Origin of the sequence: Thalassolituus sp., assembly GCF_034111725.1 — a bacterium.
Taxonomy (GTDB): Bacteria; Pseudomonadota; Gammaproteobacteria; order Pseudomonadales; family Oceanobacteraceae; genus Thalassolituus.
The window spans coordinates 1-16,018 of record NZ_JAWUWR010000085.1; the positions used below are offsets into that span (position 1 = coordinate 1).

18 protein-coding genes are annotated in these 16,018 nt (G+C 46.9%); 6 read left to right on the forward strand and 12 right to left on the reverse strand.

Annotation, left to right across the window (positions count from 1 at the left end; genetic code table 11):
• The 3 genes from UXZ23_RS14995 to mutT form a co-directional block, all read left to right on the forward strand.
• The coding region (locus UXZ23_RS14995; protein ID WP_320821348.1) for an SEC-C metal-binding domain-containing protein at window positions 1-1,001 on the forward strand (1,001 nt) is incomplete at its 5' end.
• A gap of 16 nt (window positions 1,002-1,017) precedes the next feature.
• The gene (gene argJ / locus UXZ23_RS15000; protein ID WP_320821349.1) at window positions 1,018-2,235 is read left to right on the forward strand and encodes a bifunctional glutamate N-acetyltransferase/amino-acid acetyltransferase ArgJ; all 1,218 of its coding nucleotides are present in this window, start codon (window positions 1,018-1,020) and stop codon (window positions 2,233-2,235) included.
• Window positions 2,235-2,654, forward strand: coding sequence for an 8-oxo-dGTP diphosphatase MutT (gene mutT / locus UXZ23_RS15005; protein ID WP_320821350.1), 420 nt, complete (start codon window positions 2,235-2,237; stop codon window positions 2,652-2,654). Before argJ ends, mutT begins: the two co-directional genes overlap by 1 nt.
• 27 nt (window positions 2,655-2,681) lie before the next feature.
• Here the strand turns inward: mutT and UXZ23_RS15010 are convergent, their stop codons facing one another.
• Window positions 2,682-3,023 (reverse strand): DUF6164 family protein, encoded by a 342-nt coding sequence (locus tag UXZ23_RS15010; protein ID WP_320821351.1) that lies wholly within the window; start codon window positions 3,021-3,023, stop codon window positions 2,682-2,684.
• Between the two features lie 264 nt (window positions 3,024-3,287).
• Here UXZ23_RS15010 and UXZ23_RS15015 point away from each other — a divergent pair, with 264 nt between their 5' ends.
• On the forward strand, window positions 3,288-4,082 hold the full coding sequence (locus UXZ23_RS15015; protein ID WP_320821352.1) for a FadR/GntR family transcriptional regulator: 795 nt from the start codon (window positions 3,288-3,290) through the stop codon (window positions 4,080-4,082).
• Here UXZ23_RS15015 and lnt read toward each other — a convergent pair.
• From lnt to miaB, 5 genes are all read right to left on the reverse strand, one after another.
• Window positions 4,077-5,591 carry an apolipoprotein N-acyltransferase gene (gene lnt, locus UXZ23_RS15020; protein ID WP_320821353.1) on the reverse strand — a complete coding sequence of 505 codons (1,515 nt, stop codon included), beginning with the start codon at window positions 5,589-5,591 and terminating at the stop codon, window positions 4,077-4,079. The two genes, UXZ23_RS15015 and lnt, sit on opposite strands and share 6 nt — an antisense overlap.
• 3 nt (window positions 5,592-5,594) lie before the next feature.
• Window positions 5,595-6,440: an HlyC/CorC family transporter gene (locus UXZ23_RS15025; RefSeq protein ID WP_320821354.1), complete on the reverse strand. Its 846-nt coding sequence runs from the start codon at window positions 6,438-6,440 to the stop codon at window positions 5,595-5,597.
• Entirely contained in the window at window positions 6,437-6,913 is a 477-nt protein-coding gene (ybeY, locus tag UXZ23_RS15030; protein ID WP_320821355.1) for an rRNA maturation RNase YbeY, read from the reverse strand. Before ybeY ends, UXZ23_RS15025 begins: the two co-directional genes overlap by 4 nt.
• Window positions 6,910-7,965: a PhoH family protein gene (locus tag UXZ23_RS15035; protein ID WP_320821356.1), complete on the reverse strand. Its 1,056-nt coding sequence runs from the start codon at window positions 7,963-7,965 to the stop codon at window positions 6,910-6,912. Before UXZ23_RS15035 ends, ybeY begins: the two co-directional genes overlap by 4 nt.
• A gap of 90 nt (window positions 7,966-8,055) precedes the next feature.
• Window positions 8,056-9,405, reverse strand: a complete 1,350-nt coding sequence (gene miaB, locus UXZ23_RS15040; protein WP_320821357.1) for a tRNA (N6-isopentenyl adenosine(37)-C2)-methylthiotransferase MiaB — start codon at window positions 9,403-9,405, stop codon at window positions 8,056-8,058.
• A 182-nt stretch (window positions 9,406-9,587) separates the two neighbouring features.
• On the opposite strand from miaB, the gene UXZ23_RS15045 reads away from it, so the two are divergent.
• The gene (locus tag UXZ23_RS15045; protein WP_320821358.1) at window positions 9,588-9,929 is read left to right on the forward strand and encodes a DUF1820 family protein; all 342 of its coding nucleotides are present in this window, start codon (window positions 9,588-9,590) and stop codon (window positions 9,927-9,929) included.
• A gap of 9 nt (window positions 9,930-9,938) precedes the next feature.
• Here the strand turns inward: UXZ23_RS15045 and UXZ23_RS15050 are convergent, their stop codons facing one another.
• Window positions 9,939-10,871, reverse strand: coding sequence for a hypothetical protein (locus UXZ23_RS15050; protein ID WP_320821359.1), 933 nt, complete (start codon window positions 10,869-10,871; stop codon window positions 9,939-9,941).
• 322 nt (window positions 10,872-11,193) lie between these two features.
• On the opposite strand from UXZ23_RS15050, the gene UXZ23_RS15055 reads away from it, so the two are divergent.
• Window positions 11,194-11,796: a hypothetical protein gene (locus UXZ23_RS15055; RefSeq protein ID WP_320821360.1), complete on the forward strand. Its 603-nt coding sequence runs from the start codon at window positions 11,194-11,196 to the stop codon at window positions 11,794-11,796.
• 47 nt (window positions 11,797-11,843) lie between these two features.
• Here UXZ23_RS15055 and UXZ23_RS15060 read toward each other — a convergent pair whose 3' ends face one another.
• The 5 genes from UXZ23_RS15060 to pth form a co-directional block, all read right to left on the reverse strand.
• Window positions 11,844-12,017 carry a hypothetical protein gene (locus tag UXZ23_RS15060; protein WP_320821361.1) on the reverse strand — a complete coding sequence of 58 codons (174 nt, stop codon included), beginning with the start codon at window positions 12,015-12,017 and terminating at the stop codon, window positions 11,844-11,846.
• Between the two features lie 45 nt (window positions 12,018-12,062).
• Window positions 12,063-12,626 (reverse strand): TetR/AcrR family transcriptional regulator, encoded by a 564-nt coding sequence (locus UXZ23_RS15065; RefSeq protein WP_320821362.1) that lies wholly within the window; start codon window positions 12,624-12,626, stop codon window positions 12,063-12,065.
• A 139-nt stretch (window positions 12,627-12,765) separates the two neighbouring features.
• The gene (locus tag UXZ23_RS15070; protein ID WP_320821363.1) at window positions 12,766-13,956 is read right to left on the reverse strand and encodes a multidrug effflux MFS transporter; all 1,191 of its coding nucleotides are present in this window, start codon (window positions 13,954-13,956) and stop codon (window positions 12,766-12,768) included.
• A 181-nt stretch (window positions 13,957-14,137) separates the two neighbouring features.
• The gene (gene ychF, locus UXZ23_RS15075) at window positions 14,138-15,229 is read right to left on the reverse strand and encodes a redox-regulated ATPase YchF (protein WP_320821364.1); all 1,092 of its coding nucleotides are present in this window, start codon (window positions 15,227-15,229) and stop codon (window positions 14,138-14,140) included.
• 80 nt (window positions 15,230-15,309) lie between these two features.
• Entirely contained in the window at window positions 15,310-15,897 is a 588-nt protein-coding gene (gene pth, locus UXZ23_RS15080; protein WP_320821365.1) for an aminoacyl-tRNA hydrolase, read from the reverse strand.
• Window positions 15,898-16,018 lie beyond the last annotated feature (121 nt).

The window sequence follows — 16,018 nt, forward strand, 5'->3', positions numbered from 1 at the left end:
AAGGTGATGCCGGCTCTACGCGCTTCTTCCTAAGTCTTGAAGATAATCTAATGCGTATTTTTATGTCTGAGCGTATGCGCGGCATGATGCAAGCACTGGGTATGAAAGATGGTGAGTCGATTGAACATCGCATGGTTACCAATGCGGTAGAAAAAGCGCAGCGTAAAGTGGAAGGCCGCAACTTCGATATTCGTAAGCAACTATTGGAATACGATGATGTAGCCAATGATCAGCGTCGTGTGGTTTATAACCAGCGTAATGATTTAATGGAAATGGGCGATATTTCCGAAATCATTAACAGCATTCGTGGTGATGTGGTTACTGATGCAATGGATCAATTTATACCGCCGCAAAGTTTGGCTGAACAATGGGATATTGAAGGTTTAGAGCGCCATTTACGCTCTGAATTTGATGTGCGATTACCTGTTCAGCAGTGGTTGGACGACGATAAAAAACTCTACGAAGAAACCCTTCGTGAGCGAATTTCGAAAGCTATCAGCGAAGCTTATACAGAAAAAGAAGCCACGGTTGGTGCCGCGGCTATGCGCTCGTTTGAGCGTCAGGTTATGTTGCAGGTTCTGGATAATTTATGGAAAGAGCATTTGGCAACCATGGATCATCTACGTCAAGGTATTCACTTGCGTGGTTATGGCCAGAAAAACCCTAAGCAAGAGTACAAACGTGAATCGTTTGGCTTATTCCAAGAGCTATTGAAAAATATCAAGCACGATACCATTCGCATTCTTTCGCACGTTAAGGTGCGCAAAGAAGAAGAGGTCCGTGAGTTAGAAGAAAAACGTCGTGCTGAAGCAGCTGCTCAAGCGGCTCGCGCGAGTTATCAACATGAGGCGGCAACGGCAATTGAAGGTGACGGCGGCGATGACGCCGACGAGCAACCGGCACAGCCGTACGTTCGTGATGAGCAAAAAGTTGGGCGCAATGACGAGTGTCCTTGTGGCTCAGGCAAAAAATTCAAACATTGTCATGGCAAATTGTCATAAGGCGTAGCAAAAGAAAATGGCTGTAAACTTCACTGTATTTGAAGACTTTCGCCCAGTAAAAGGGGTTCGTTTAGGTATCGCACAGGCGGCTGTGCGTTATCCGAACCGTGACGACATGGTAATTTTAGAATTGGCCCCAGGTAGCAGTGTGGCGGGTGTATTCACCACTAACTCCTTTTGCGCAGCACCAGTTCAGCTATGTCGTAAACATATGGCGGCAACATCTGCGCGTTATATGTTGATTAACACAGGCAATGCTAACGCTGGCACGGGTCCTTCAGGCTTCCGCAACGCAGAAGTGAGCTGCGATATGCTGGCAAAAGCGACTGGGGTTACGTCACAAGAGATCTTACCGTTTTCTACTGGTGTGATTGGTGAGCCATTAAATATGGCAGCGTTTGAACGCGGTATTCCTGCGGCATTAGAAAATTTGGCAGAAGATAATTGGGCTCGTGCTGCTAAAGGCATCATGACCACAGATACATTGCCTAAAGGCTATAGCCGTGAAATTAGTATCGAAGGTAAAGCTGTAACAATCACGGGGATTTCCAAAGGCGCCGGCATGATTATGCCGAACATGGCCACCATGTTGGGTTATATCGCAACGGATGCTGGTGTAAGCCAAGATTTGTTGCAGCAATGGTGTAAAGAGTTTGCCGATTGTTCGTTTAATCGCATCACTATTGATGGCGACACTTCGACCAACGATTCCTGCATGCTGATTGCAACGGGCCAGAGTGGTCTAGTGATCGACGATGCGAACAGTGCTGCGGCGCTAGAGTTGTACACTGTGTTGAAAGAAGCCTTCCAACTTTTGGCACAAGCCATCGTTCGTGACGGTGAAGGTGCGACTAAGTTTGTGACTATCCAAGTTGATCAAGCGGCTAGTCAGAAAGAAGCATTGGATGTTGCCTATACCGTAGCGCACTCGCCTCTGGTAAAAACTGCTATGTTTGCTTCCGATGCTAACTGGGGTCGTATTTTGGCTGCAGTAGGTCGTTCTGGTGTTCAGAACTTCGATCTTGATCGTGTGCAGATTTATATCGAAGACGTGCAAATCGTTCAGGATGGCGGGCGTTGCGATAGTTATACGGAGGCTGCTGGTGCTGCTGTATTTAAACAGTCGGAGTTTACCGTTCGTATTATCTTGGGTCGCGGTGATGTGACAGAAGCTTTGTGGACAACGGACTTGTCGCACGAATACGTAACGATTAACGCCAACTACCGTTCGTAATGAAGCAAGTTCACGTAGCCGTTGCTGTTGTGGTGGTGAACGATCAAGATGTTTTGATCGCACGCCGCCCTGACGATAAACATCAGGGTGGTCGTTGGGAATTTCCTGGCGGTAAAGTGGAAGCGGATGAATCCGTGGAAGGAGCCTTGGTACGTGAGCTCGACGAAGAAGTGGCACTGCCTGTTGCGCAAAGTGCCATTACTTCTTTAATGAAGATCCCATTCGAATATCCAGACAAGCACGTATTGCTAGATGTCTGCTGGGTCGAAGCCAATATGAACGATGCATTGCTCGCACATGGCGCTGAAGGTCAAGAAGTGCGCTGGGTTCATTATTCGCGCTTAAACGAGTTTACCTTTCCCGATGCCAATCAACCCATAGTGGTGGCTATTCAGCAGCGTTTAGACGCACTTAACTAATCGAATGATTGTGCTGTTAGGCCTGAATTATTTAAACACCGTTAGAAATGGTCCAATCGTTAACCCTATTACTGCTGCTACGGCAATTAACGTGAGCAGGGCATTGGCCGGTTTGCGTCCAATTCGCTCACCTATGGTCTCGTGTGGCTCGGCTCTGATCTTTTCGTAACGTATTTGCTGGTATGTATCAATAATCGCACGAGCGGCCTCATATTCGCTTTCATAGCGTATCCAGATGGCAGCGACCGATAATCCCCAACGCCCTGCATGTGTTTCGTATACCGATAAGTCGGCTTCTGCGAGTAAAGTGCGAACATCCTCAGCTTCGTCGTTAGTGACGCCGTTTAAACGAAAGAGCAATTTAGCCATGTGAGATTAGTTTCAATAAAGTAGCTGCTTAGTGTAACTGGCTAGGCAAAAAAAAACCGCAACGGAAGTTCTCCGTTGCGGCCGAATAGTGTGCATTCTCAAAATTGGATAAACCAATAGCTGGTATACTACTGTCTATCTAGAGTGTATGCAAGGCTCTTGTACGTTTTTTGTCTAATGCCACTGGGTAATCCCATCGGTGGCTTGCGCTAGACGATTTTTTTGGCGAGACTCAACCAAGATTCCACCTTAAACATTACAAGAATGACAAAAATACTGCCCGATCAGGTTGCTGATCTTATTATATCGCTTATTTTCATCCGTGATTTAAAATCAGGGGACAAATTACCCCCAGAGCGCAAGTTTGCCGAGCAGCTCGGGGTCGATCGCACCTCTTTGCGCATGGCACTGCGCACGCTAGGTCGTATGAATATTATTCATAGTGTGCAAGGTTCAGGTATCCGCATTGGGGATATTGAGCAAGATGCCGGTCTCGACTTTCTTGATAACTTATACCGTATTCCCGAATTAGAATTGGGTGGACGCTTGCTGATATCCGGTTTGGAAATGTTTAATCAAGCCGTGCCAATGGGGATGCGTTTAGCCGTGTTAAGGCGTCTAGAAACGGGTCTTTCCGCAGAGAATGGACGCACAGCTAGCTTGGTAAAAGAGATGTATATCGCTGTGAATAGAGGGGTCGATCTTAAAACATTAGCTCGGTTGGAAGTTGATGTGACCGATAGTTTAATGGCTGCTAGCGATAACCTGGTGCTAAAAGCATCCTCAACCAGCTCACGTCGAATTCGCTTATTACTAACAGAAAAATTATTTGAATTAATTGATGTTAAGGCACATTTAAATCATCAACATAAGTTGTTGCAGACGGCACGAGAAGAGGGTGTCGATGTTGAATTAATGATTAGTAATTATTTGGATTACATGTCCAAGCTAACTCAGCCATTGCGTCAGCATTTAGCAACATTGCCACCAGAGCCACGACTAATTTCTTCGCCATTAAAAAATGACTTAAATATAACCAGTATGAAGCAGTTGCTATAATTTCTTGAGATGGCGACGTTGCCACATGGCTACAATTGTAATGACAAATGCAAGCCCCAAAATTGGCCAAATTCCCCATAGCATATAAGGTGTGATGCCACTCCGGCGCTGAGCAGTACCCGTTAAAACACCTTCAGAATTAACGGGTATGCGTTCAACAAAATGGCCGCGCTCGTCAACCAGTGCGGTGATACCGGTATTGGTTGAACGCAAAATGTAGCGTTGGGTCTCAAGGGCACGCATACGTACTAATGCCATATGTTGTTTCGGCCCCAATGAATCACCAAACCAAGCGTCATTACTAACGGTAACGAGTAAATCAGCTTCTTTGGCATTGTGTGCAACCAAATCGGCGTAAGCAATTTCATAGCAAATAAAAGGAGCAATAAGCGCTAACTCTTCATTGCCATCATCACTGGTGATCGGAACTAACAATAGTGGTTGATCAGACTCACCTTCGAGAAAACTAGACATATCTAAATCGAAAAAGGGTATCCAACCTCGAATTAACTTTTCCAGCGGTACGTATTCACCAAAAGGCACCAGTCGTTGTTTGTGATAAATTCCGCTACCAGCACCAAAGGCAGTGACGCTGTTATGAAATTCACCGGCAAGTGCTGTACCTGATGCATAACGATAAGGAATGCCCGTGACAATGGTGCTGCCTTGATCGCTTGCTTCATCGGCAAGTCGCTTCATGTGTGGGCGGTACTGATCGAGAAATAACGTAATTGCCGTTTCTGGCCACAAAATAAGATCAGTGCCGAGTAATGGCTCACTCGCGTTTTGATATTTCTCGATCGTCGGAAGAATTTCTTCGCGTAACCATTTATCGTTCTGATTCACGTTGCCTTGCACTGCGGCGACGGTCATGGTGCCTTCTATTTTCGTCCATTCAATACTTTGCAGTACCAAGCCAACTGGCCATAACGAGAGAATTAATAAAAATAATGGCTTACGTTGACGCAGCGCCTCAAGTGTCATAGTGACGGTTAACACCACGATAAAAGAAATACCATAGCTTCCTATTATGGGTGCCCATCCCGATAGCCAAGTATCGACATGGCCTTCTCCAGCAAATAGCCACGGGAAACCAGTAAAAAACCAACTTCGAAACCATTCATGCATTAACCAAAATGCGGGTAACGTCAGCCAAGCAAGCGTTTTACCGGTTAAATACTGACGCAGTGCAAACCAAACGGCGGGCAATAAGCCTAAAAAAGCGGCGAAAATACCAACCATAGGAACGGCTAACCAAATAGGGGTCCCACCGAAGCTATGTATTGATACATAAATCCAAGACACCCCAGTGGCAAATTGTCCAAAACTGTAACACCAGCCAATAGTAAATGCCTGACGGGTTGTATTTGCAGCAGGAAATGCGAGTGCCAAACCGGCAATACTTAACAGCTGGATTGGCCACCAAAATAAAGGGGCTAGTGCTAGCGGAAAAATCGCCCCAGAGACTAGGGCGATAATGTAGGAAAGACGTAAACCGAAAGTCGGCACTGGCTATTCTTCGCCCGCGGGCGTGACCTCAAGCAAATTAATCTGACGACTGGTGCCGTTAATAACACGAAATATCCAAGCATCAATGCGTATGGTTTCGTTACACTCGGGTACACGACCAAAATGGTGTGCAACGATTCCACCGATGGTGTCGAAGTCTTCATCAGGAAAGCGTGTTTTAAAATGTTCGTTAAAGTCACTTAATGGGGTAAGTGCTTTCACTACGGTAATACCGGGCTCGACCTCTTTGATCAGGCTATCTTCTTCGTCAAAGTCGTGTTCATCTTCAATATCACCAACAATTTGTTCCAGTACATCTTCGATGGTTACTAAGCCTGCAACACCACCAAATTCATCGACCACAATAGCCATATGATTACGGGTTGCGCGGAATGCACGCAGGAGCACGTTGAGGCGTTTACTCTCCGGTACAAATGTTGTTGGTCGTAAAACGTCTTTCAGGCGGAAATCTTCACAATCATTTTTTAGCACCAAAGGCAGTAGGTCTTTGGCTAATAAAATACCGACGACTTCATCTTGGCCTTCACCCATAACCGGAAAGCGCGAGTGAGCGGATTCGATGATGCTAGGAAGATAATTCTTGATGGATTCGCTGACATTGATGGAAATCATCTGCGAGCGCGGGATCATAATGTCGCGCACCTGCATTTCGGATACTTGCAAAGCACCCTCGAGGATATTCAGGGTCTCGCTATCGACAATGCTGCGCTCGGCAGCCTCACGAACTATGTTTTTGATGTCTTGCCGGTTTCTTGGGTCGTCCGAGAATACATCGGTGATTCGCTCCAGCCAGCTTCTTGGCTGGCTGCTCGATCGGTCTTCGCTCATGTTGCCTCATTTAAGTAAGGATCGGGATATCCCAGGTTACCGAGTATTTGCCGTTCTAGGCCTTCCATTAACTCGGCATCGTCGTCATTTATATGGTCGTAGCCGAGCAAATGCAAGCAGCCATGAACAACCATATGAGCCCAATGGGCTTCTAGTGTCTTGTTTTGTTCTTCCGCTTCGTGCTTGACCACTTCGGTACAAATGATCAAATCACCCAGAAGTTCGATAGGAACTTGCGGCGGAGCTTCAAATGGGAAAGACAGCACATTGGTTGGCTTATCTTTACCGCGGTATTCATGATTGAGCGTTTGGCTTTCTTCTTCGCTGACTAATCGAACAGTTAGCTCAGGGTTTTCAAAATCGGTACGATTGGCAATGGCCGCTTCAGCCCAGTGGTGAAACTGCTCGTCACTAGGAAGCTCAGGGCTGTCTTCTAAATCATCGCCAAGTTGTACATCAAGCTGCAGCATCATTGCGCATCACCGCTTAGCTGGTTGTTTGCGATTGTATCGGCACCATCCGCTTTTGCGTCGAAGCGATCATAGGCATCGACAATACGTTGTACTAGTGGATGACGTACAACGTCTTTATTGGCAAAACGGGTAACGCCAATACCTTGCACGCCATCGAGAACTTCTAGGCCATGTTTAAGCCCAGAGTATACGCCGCGTGGTAAATCGACCTGAGTAACGTCACCAGTAATAACCGCTTTTGAACCAAAACCAATACGGGTTAAGAACATCTTCATTTGTTCTTTGGTGGTGTTTTGGCTTTCATCGAGAATAACGAATGAGTGGCTCAGTGTACGGCCACGCATATAAGCCAAAGGCGCGATTTCGATTGAATTACGTTCTACTAACTTGGCGACTTGCTCAAAACCTAGCATTTCATAAAGGGCGTCATACAGTGGGCGCAGGTAAGGATCGATTTTCTGAGCTAAATCGCCCGGTAAAAACCCAAGTTTTTCGCCGGCTTCAACCGCAGGACGCACCAGCAAAATACGTTTTACTTCGTCGCGCAATAAAGCCTCGACACCAGCGGCAACCGCAAGGTAAGTTTTACCCGTCCCCGCAGGTCCAATACCGAAATTGATATCGAACTCTCGAATGCGCTCAAGGTACTCATGCTGGTTTGAACCACGCGCCTTAATGACGGCTAGAGGTGTCTTGATTAAGCCTATGTCAGCATCATAGCTACGTTTACCACGCTGACTTACGCGACTGCTGTCTTCTTGCAGAAACAGATGCACCAGATCCGGAGTTATTTCCGTACCGTTGTTGGTTTCTTTATACAGTTTTTGCAGCAGTGATGCGGCTCGTTTAGCCTTGCTAATACTGCCTTCGAGCTGAAAGCGATTGCCGCGATTATAGATCGACAATTCATAGTGTTCGGCAATGTGCGTTAGATTGCTGTCGAGATTACCGCACAAATTGGCGAGGCGAACAGCGTCGTCAGGTTCCAAAGTGAAACTTAAGGTGTGTTGGCCCGAAGCCGTTTCAGATTCGCTGCTGTGTGTTTCTGTCAAAGTAACCTCTGTGATAATCCTTACTTGACCTTCAATGTGGAGGCTAAGTAAGGAAAATACAAGTTGAATACATGATATCTGTGGTGGATATCAATACGCTAATTCAGGATTTAAAAGAATGCCATGAAGGCTATTTTGATACGCGTCGTCAATTTTCACGCGCACAAATTTACCAATCAGAGAATGGTCGTCAGAGCGGAAGTTCACCACGCGGTTGTTTTCCGTACGACCCGAGAGTTCACCTAGATCTTTACGTGATACAGCAGTGACTAAGATGGTTTCTTCACGGCCCACCATACGGCGGCTGATCTGAGCGGCAGTTTGAATGATGCGAGCTTGCAAAATCTGCAGGCGCTCTTTCTTTAGTGACTCCGGCGTATCGTCCGGAAGTTCTGCCGCAGGGGTGCCCGGACGGGCGCTATAAACAAAGCTGAAGGACGTATCAAAGCCAATCTGGTTGACCAAATTCATCGTTTCAAGGAAGTCTTCTTCGGTTTCACCAGGGAAGCCGATGATAAAGTCGGATGAAATCGAGATATCCGGGCGCAGCTTGCGCAAGCGTTCGATTTTATCGACGTACATATTGATTTCGTGACCACGTTTCATCGCGCTCAAAATACGATTTGAACCGCTTTGTACCGGTAAGTGTAAGTGGCTAACTAACTCTGGTACTTGGGCATACACATCAATCAGGCTATCACTGAACTCAACCGGATGGGACGTGGTGAAACGAATACGGTCAATGCCTTCAATCTCTGCAACTAAGGTAATGAGTTCTGCTAGATCGGCGAAATCATCATCACCGGTGTCGCCGCGGTAGGAGTTAACGTTTTGCCCGAGTAAGTTCACTTCGCGTACGCCTTGATCGGCCAGCGATTGAACTTCTTTCAGTACGTCAGCCAGCGGGCGACTGACTTCTTCGCCACGGGTATAAGGCACAACACAAAAAGTGCAGTATTTAGAGCAGCCTTCCATGATAGAAACAAAGGCAGTACAACCTTCGACTTTCGGCGCTGGCAGGTGATCGAATTTTTCGATTTCAGGGAAGGTGATATCAACCACCTGAATCGAGTTGTTCGCCTTATTCACCATATCTGGCAGGCGATGCAAAGTTTGCGGGCCGAAGACCATATCCACGAATGGTGCACGTTTCATGATGGCATCGCCTTCTTGGCTGGCTACACAGCCGCCAACGCCGATTTTTAAATTCGGGTTTTTGCTTTTCAGACCTTTCCAGCGGCCCAGTTGGTGAAATACCTTTTCTTGGGCTTTTTCGCGAATGGAACAGGTGTTGAGAAGGATAACGTCGGCTTCTTCCGGGTTATCTGTAATCACCATTTTATGACTTTCGCCCAACATGTCAGCCATACGTGATGAGTCATACTCATTCATTTGGCAGCCGTGGGTTTTGATATAGAGTTTTTTAACTTGCTCAGTCATGCGGTGCAGATAGCCTCGAGTTACATGCGCGCCATTACATAATGTAAGGGTATTGCGCAGTTCTTCTTAAAAGGGCTCCATTATACTGTGCCTGATCACGTCTTCGCCAGTATTGCTGTCCTTAGTCGTGTTATACTGCCGCGCCCGTCAGATAGGCTGACGGCGATTTTGATAGTGACCTCATGACAACTCGTACAACTAGCGAACCCACCTACCGTATTATTTTCCAGCAGCAGGGCGATATTTTCGAAATTTACGCCAGCTACATTTACCAAAGTGAGTTGTACGGATTTATCGAAGTCGAACAACTATTGTTTGGTGAAGGCGCCCCAGGCGAACTCGATTCGGAAGAAGAAAAGTTGAAAGAAACGTTTGCCGACGTAAAGCGTACTTTTATTCCGATGAACTCCATCATTCGCATTGATGAAGTTGAGAAAGAAGGTACGCCTAAAGTCAGTAAGGGGGATGGTTCGAATGTCACGCCGTTTCCCGTGATGAGCTTTCCACCACGAGATAACGACTAAACATTGACGTTAGCGCAGCAGCTCTTCAACGGCCGCTGCGTAACGCTTAGATTGTTCAGGCATGGATAAATAGCGAATATCGTCGTGTTTAAGTGCCACACTTATTTGATACAGCCAACGTTCCATACGCAGTGCTAACGCTTCAGCGTCGGCATCTTTAGCCGCCAGAATCTCTTGGGTAAGATCCGCAATCACGCGAGCATGCGCTGCTGCACGTTTAGCGCCCTCTGTTGCTTTGGCTATTGCTCCTGTTGCGCGCGGTGTTTTAGCAATCAGGGCTTGTGCCTGCTTTAGTGCGCTTTGTGCGGTCTGCCAGCTTATAGGTGAAAGCTCGTCGGCATTTTCAGCCATTAGTTTGGCTAGATCGTCTTTTACCGTTTGCAGTTGCACGAATTCAACAACACGAACTTCAAGATCATGCATATCGGCCAATAGGCTCCGTTGCTCTTTGCTTGCTTCTTGCTGCTTATCGGCTTCCAAGGTGCGAATAAGTCGGGTTAAGCGCTCATTGAGTTGACGATTATCCTCGGGGTAGTAGTCGTTGGCGTGGATTTCTCGCAGTACTTGTTGATGATCGAATGCAGGTTTCAATGTTTTTAATGCATTTTCGCGTGCTTGCAGACCGGCTTCCCAAGTGCGAATACTGGTCATAGCAGCACTTTTAACCTCGCCAGAAGGTTTGCCTTTTGCGCTAAGGGCTTGGCTTTTATCTAACCAGTATTGCGCTGTTTCAGCATGTGCTGGGGCGAAGTAACTCAGTTTCTTTTGCTTGGCATCGACCGCTAGTGCTTCGCTGCGCTGCAACAGTTCTAGAGCACTATCGTCAGCAAGAGCAGCATCGCGAGTAGCGGTTTGGCTAAGTGTTTCAAAGTTGGCAACCGGAGTAGCACAGCCACTGATTAGGGCAGCAATAGAGGTCAACAGCAGGACATGTTTTTTCATGATATTCCAATGACGGCGGACAAATTAAAGTCGACAGAGTGATTCACGCGAAGTGGCAAACTTGTTAGGGGGCGAGATCATACCACTAACAAATAACAAATCCCGCGACGGGTTACTCATTATGGCTAATGACCTAGCAACAAACTTGTCACTTTTTCTGAACCTGTTGCGCAAAGCTTGTCAGGCTTGTTCAGCCTTGCTATATAACAAGTACGCAGGTGCAAAAGAGGAGATACATCGTATTTACTGCCGCATGAACCACTGAATAACTCTGTAAGGTTCTGGCATAACCCCCGGTTCTGGTGAATAAGGAGTTACCCCAATGAATGCAGAGATGCAGCCCCTGTTCTGGCGTATTCGAGACGCCGAGTCTAACGGTACTGAGATCGTTAGTTTATTAATGCCATCGAATGCTGATGGTGAGCCCGCTTCAGAATTCCCAGTGGATGTCTGTTTTCAATCACGTCGATCAAATCGCCATGCAGTGGATATCCGCTGGTCTGATGACGATTCCGATTTGTTTTTAAGTTTACTTGATCGTATTTCCGATGATGATGACGGCGAAGAAGAGGGCATCACGCTCGATATCAACGACGGCGTTGTTCAGGGGATAGTTCAACTGGTTGCTTTGGCACGTTTCAAAACGCCATGGCCTAGTGATGATATTGTCGGTGAAGATTTCATCACTGAACGAGAAGAATTTGAAATTGGCGATTTAGTTGCACTGAACACCCGTTATGGGTTTGTAATGGCGATCGTCGTGGGTATGGATTCAATCGACATGACCTGTATCTTGTTAGAGAGTATTCAAGATGGTGAAGAATGCCTTGTACCGGATCACAGCGTGTTGATTGTCAATCGAGCTTATACGTTATCACCGGCATTCGCTGATAGTGATACGGGTGAAGGTGCAATAATTCACTAACAAAAATCCCGGCTAACTAGCCGGGATTTTTACTTGTACGCCGGTGTTTAGCGTGCTGCTTTTTCAGTGTTACGCTGGCGGTTACGCTTCTGCGTTAAGGCTAGCTGAGAAATAGCATCAAAGAACCCAGTGTGCGTGCGGTTAGGCGTTTCGGTGCCTTGCGCTAGCAAGCCATTGGCGCTTTCAGAGTTGCTGAACTGTTCGGTATGTACACTCGCCATTGATCGTCTCCTTGTCTATTTGATGCTTCTTTAAGTTCTTCGTGATTAAGCTCGAAGCGCATCCCAGCAAAGCTGGGTCAGCATCTCGTTACTTATATGTATGCCCATCATATGTGGAGCAATGCGACGCTTTTTAGCAATAGTGGCTAAGCCGCCATAGGCAAAAGTCGCTAGCACTTCATTTGGTAGGTCTTTAATGATTCCGTCAGCTTTGCCTTGATCAAGCAGAGCAAATAAAACGCTATGAATATTTTCCAATGCTTCTGCACGGATCTCTTCGCTAATTGACGGGCAAGCCGCCAAATGATCGAGTAATACACAGTCGCGTTCGTTTTCATGCAGATAGTTGTAGGTGTTGGCCCAAATATGTCTTAGGCGTTGCTCGGGAGCATGACTGCTATCATCGCCTTCCAAGCAGGCGCTGGTTAGTCGTTGCAACATTAAGACGAACAACTCTTCAATAAGAGATTCTTTGGTTTCGAAGTAACGATAAATCGTACCGGCCCCACAACAGGCTTGCTTCGCAACTTGGGATACAGGAGAAGACTGGAGTCCATGCTCTGCAATCAGATTGGCCGCAGCCTCAAGAATTTGTTCGCGCTTATCCATACCATCTATAACTACCGGAATGAACGTTCATTCTCCTCGTCTGATGGCTGCCTGACAAGCGCGAATTGGAACTAAATATGGATCAGTCTGTTTTTAATCTGTTGAATTAAGAGGGTATCGTTATTAATAGGTATATTAATTACGTCGCGGGCGCTTCGTGTATTTCGCGCGAATACTTCGCAGCCATCAGTGCGACGAACGCACAGAAAGCAGATAGGAACATCATTGCCATCATAGGTACTGGTGTGTTGTCGTGTAGTTGTCCCCACAATAAACCGAAAGCCGCACCACCGCAAAACTGCATTACACCAACGAGAGCCGTTGCCGAACCGGCAACATCGCGAAAATATTGCAGTACTGTCGCCATTGAGTTCGCAGAAATTAAACCTAGGGCACCAACGTAAGCCATCATCAGCGGCAAAACGGTCCAAAGCGTAAAGGCATCAGGAAAGTAACGGCTTAACGTGAGTAGAATGCAGCTCATCACAACCTGAATAGAAATTCCGGCAGTAATTAGATCAATCGGCTTAAAGTGGTTAAGCAGCAACATATTCACCCGATTAACGAGCATAATTACGATCACGTTAGCACCAAACAGCCATGGGAATTGCGCGGCTGTTTGCTCAAAGTAATCGAGGTACAAGTAGGGTGATGCGGTAATAAAGATAAACATGCCGCTGTAAGCACATGCCAAGGTCAGAATAAAGCGACGAGCGACCTTGTGACGCAGTACTACGCCGTAGCCAACCCAAGGTTTCGCGCGACTACGACGATGAGGAGGGTGACTCTCGGGTAATAACCAAACAAGCACAATCATAACGAAAGCGCTGTATACACTCAGCAACATAAAGATGCTGCGCCAGTTGCTAAAACTAACGATGAGAGATCCAAGCATTGGTGCGAGTAATGGCGCTGTCATCATAATCATCGCAACCATAGAAAGTACTTTGGCGATATCTTTACCTTCGAAGCGATCACGTACAATGGCGGTAGAATTGACCGTGGCTAAGCCGCCACCAATCGCTTCAAGCGCGCGTAAAATGAGCAAGCCAGATAGAGACGTTGTCATCGATAAGGTTAAGCTGGCGATAGCAAAGATAGTTAAGCCTGCAATGATAATAGGCTTTCGACCGTAGCGATCAGACAGTGGTCCGCCAGTAATCTGACCAACCGCAAAGCCCAATAAGAAGGTGCTCACGGATAATTCAACGTGGTGAATATCACTGTTGAGACTGCTCGCCATCTGCGCCATTGCTGGTAGATACATGTCGATGGCCAGCGGTGCTATGGCAGATAGCAGTGCCAATAGAAGCGGGAGAGGCAATGTCATAAAAATCTTTTACGAGGAGGGAAAAGTACCAGCATTCTACTATAGCTTTAAAATGAAATAGATAAGTGATTTGGTAACTTATTGTTCATTATCTAGCAACAAAATGTAGATTCCATAAAAAAGCGCCTCTAAAATGGATTTAGAAGGCGCTTTTGAAAAGGCGTTTTAGCTTCGACGCGTCTTAAACATTAAAACGGAAGTGCACAACATCGCCATCTTTAACGATGTACTCTTTACCTTCCAAGCGCCACTTACCGGCTTCTTTGGCGCCAGACTCGCCGCGATATTGAATAAAATCACCGTAGCCGATGACTTCCGCGCGAATAAATCCACGCTCAAAATCGGTATGAATTGCCGCCGCAGCACGGGGAGCGGTATCGCCAACCTTGATGGTCCAAGCACGAACTTCTTTTACACCCGCAGTAAAGTAGGTTTGTAAGCCAAGAAGCTCATAGCCGGAGCGAATAACGCGATCAAGGCCCGGCTCATCCATGCCCATTTCGGCAAGGAATTCCATTTTGTCTTCGTCATCAAGCTCAGACACTTCTGCCTCGATTTTATTGCACACCGCAACAACCGAAGCCCCTTCAGATGCGGCGATGGCGGTTACTGTGTCGAGATGAGGATTGTTTTCAAAACCATCTTCTGCAACGTTGGCGATGTACATGGTTGGCTTGATCGTTAGTAAATGGAAAGTGCGCACGGCGCGCTTTTCATCATCAGAAAGTTCGATCATGCGGGCCGTTTTACCGGCTTCGAAATGAGGAATCAAACGCTCAAGTAAGTTCTTTTGCGCAACGGCATCTTTATCGCCGCCTTTCGCGATACGAGCAATGCGCTGTAGCTGTTTTTCACAAGAATCTAAGTCAGCCAAGATTAGTTCGGTATTGATGATGTCGATATCGTCAGCTGGATTTACTTTGTTGGCGACGTGAATAACGTTTTCGTCTTCAAAGCAACGTACTACGTGTGCGATGGCATCGGTTTCACGGATGTTAGCCAAAAATTGGTTACCCAAGCCTTCGCCTTTAGACGCACCAGCAACAAGACCGGCAATATCCACGAACTCCATTGTGGTTGGCACAACGCGTTCTGGTTTCACGATCTCAGCCAACTCTTCCAAACGTTTGTCTGGCATGGCCACGATGCCTGAGTTTGGTTCAATGGTGCAGAACGGAAAGTTCTCGGCAGCGATACCAGATTTGGTTAGCGCATTGAACAAGGTAGATTTGCCGACGTTGGGTAAGCCAACGATGCCGCATTTGAAGCCCATAAAGGTATCCTGTCAGATTCGTATAAATTTTGCTGGGTATTCTACCCATTCACGCCCGCCAACACTATCGCAGTGCGGCTTTAACCCTTGAAAGAGTGCAGTCTATTCATGGCTTTTGGTAAATCACCGCCGATGGCATCTGGAATAACACACAATGCTTCGTCGATAGCGGCATCAATTGCCTGCTGCTCTGCTTTACTGGCTCTGCCCAAAACATGCCCAGTTACTTTGGTTTTATCGCCCGGATGGCCAATTCCTACACGTAAACGATGAAAATCTTTGTTATTTCCTAGCTTAGTAATGATATCACGCAAGCCATTTTGCCCGCCGTGGCCGCCGCCCTTTTTAAAGCGAGCAACGCCGGGATCTAGATCCAGCTCATCATGAACGACCAATATTTGTTCTGGTGCTAAACGGTAAAAAGAGGCGAGTGCTTGCACTGCGTTACCGCTGAGATTCATAAAGGTAGCCGGAATGAGTAACCAGCAGGTATGGCCGCCGATCGTGCCTTTGCCAACGTGGCCATGAAATTTTTTATCAGGAGAAAGGCTAATATTGTTCGCACGCGCGAGGCGTTCGACTAGCCAAGAGCCAGCATTGTGGCGGGTTTGTTCGTACTCGGCCCCAGGATTCCCTAGGCCAACAATCAATTGAATAGCTGCCGTCATAATGGATTGCCTGCCGGAGTTATGCTTTTCGGGACAATAAAAAAGCGGGGCAAGCCCCGCTTCTTTCAAACGCTGTCGAATTACTCGGCTGCGTCGTCTGCGTCTGCTGCTGCGCCTTTAG

Excerpts from the sequence above, each read along its gene's own strand:
- argJ (WP_320821349.1), top strand. The coding sequence starts at position 1,018 with ATGGCTGTAAACTTCACTGTATTTGAAGACTTTCGCCCAGTAAAAGGG.
- mutT (WP_320821350.1), top strand. The coding sequence starts at position 2,235 with ATGAAGCAAGTTCACGTAGCCGTTGCTGTTGTGGTGGTGAACGATCAA.
- UXZ23_RS15010 (WP_320821351.1), bottom strand. The coding sequence starts at position 3,023 with ATGGCTAAATTGCTCTTTCGTTTAAACGGCGTCACTAACGACGAAGCT.
- UXZ23_RS15015 (WP_320821352.1), top strand. The coding sequence starts at position 3,288 with ATGACAAAAATACTGCCCGATCAGGTTGCTGATCTTATTATATCGCTT.
- UXZ23_RS15025 (WP_320821354.1), bottom strand. The coding sequence starts at position 6,440 with ATGAGCGAAGACCGATCGAGCAGCCAGCCAAGAAGCTGGCTGGAGCGA.
- ybeY (WP_320821355.1), bottom strand. The coding sequence starts at position 6,913 with ATGATGCTGCAGCTTGATGTACAACTTGGCGATGATTTAGAAGACAGC.
- miaB (WP_320821357.1), bottom strand. The coding sequence starts at position 9,405 with ATGACTGAGCAAGTTAAAAAACTCTATATCAAAACCCACGGCTGCCAA.
- UXZ23_RS15045 (WP_320821358.1), top strand. The coding sequence starts at position 9,588 with ATGACAACTCGTACAACTAGCGAACCCACCTACCGTATTATTTTCCAG.
- UXZ23_RS15050 (WP_320821359.1), bottom strand. The coding sequence starts at position 10,871 with ATGAAAAAACATGTCCTGCTGTTGACCTCTATTGCTGCCCTAATCAGT.
- UXZ23_RS15055 (WP_320821360.1), top strand. The coding sequence starts at position 11,194 with ATGAATGCAGAGATGCAGCCCCTGTTCTGGCGTATTCGAGACGCCGAG.
- UXZ23_RS15060 (WP_320821361.1), bottom strand. The coding sequence starts at position 12,017 with ATGGCGAGTGTACATACCGAACAGTTCAGCAACTCTGAAAGCGCCAAT.
- UXZ23_RS15065 (WP_320821362.1), bottom strand. The coding sequence starts at position 12,626 with ATGGATAAGCGCGAACAAATTCTTGAGGCTGCGGCCAATCTGATTGCA.
- UXZ23_RS15070 (WP_320821363.1), bottom strand. The coding sequence starts at position 13,956 with ATGACATTGCCTCTCCCGCTTCTATTGGCACTGCTATCTGCCATAGCA.
- ychF (WP_320821364.1), bottom strand. The coding sequence starts at position 15,229 with ATGGGCTTCAAATGCGGCATCGTTGGCTTACCCAACGTCGGCAAATCT.
- pth (WP_320821365.1), bottom strand. The coding sequence starts at position 15,897 with ATGACGGCAGCTATTCAATTGATTGTTGGCCTAGGGAATCCTGGGGCC.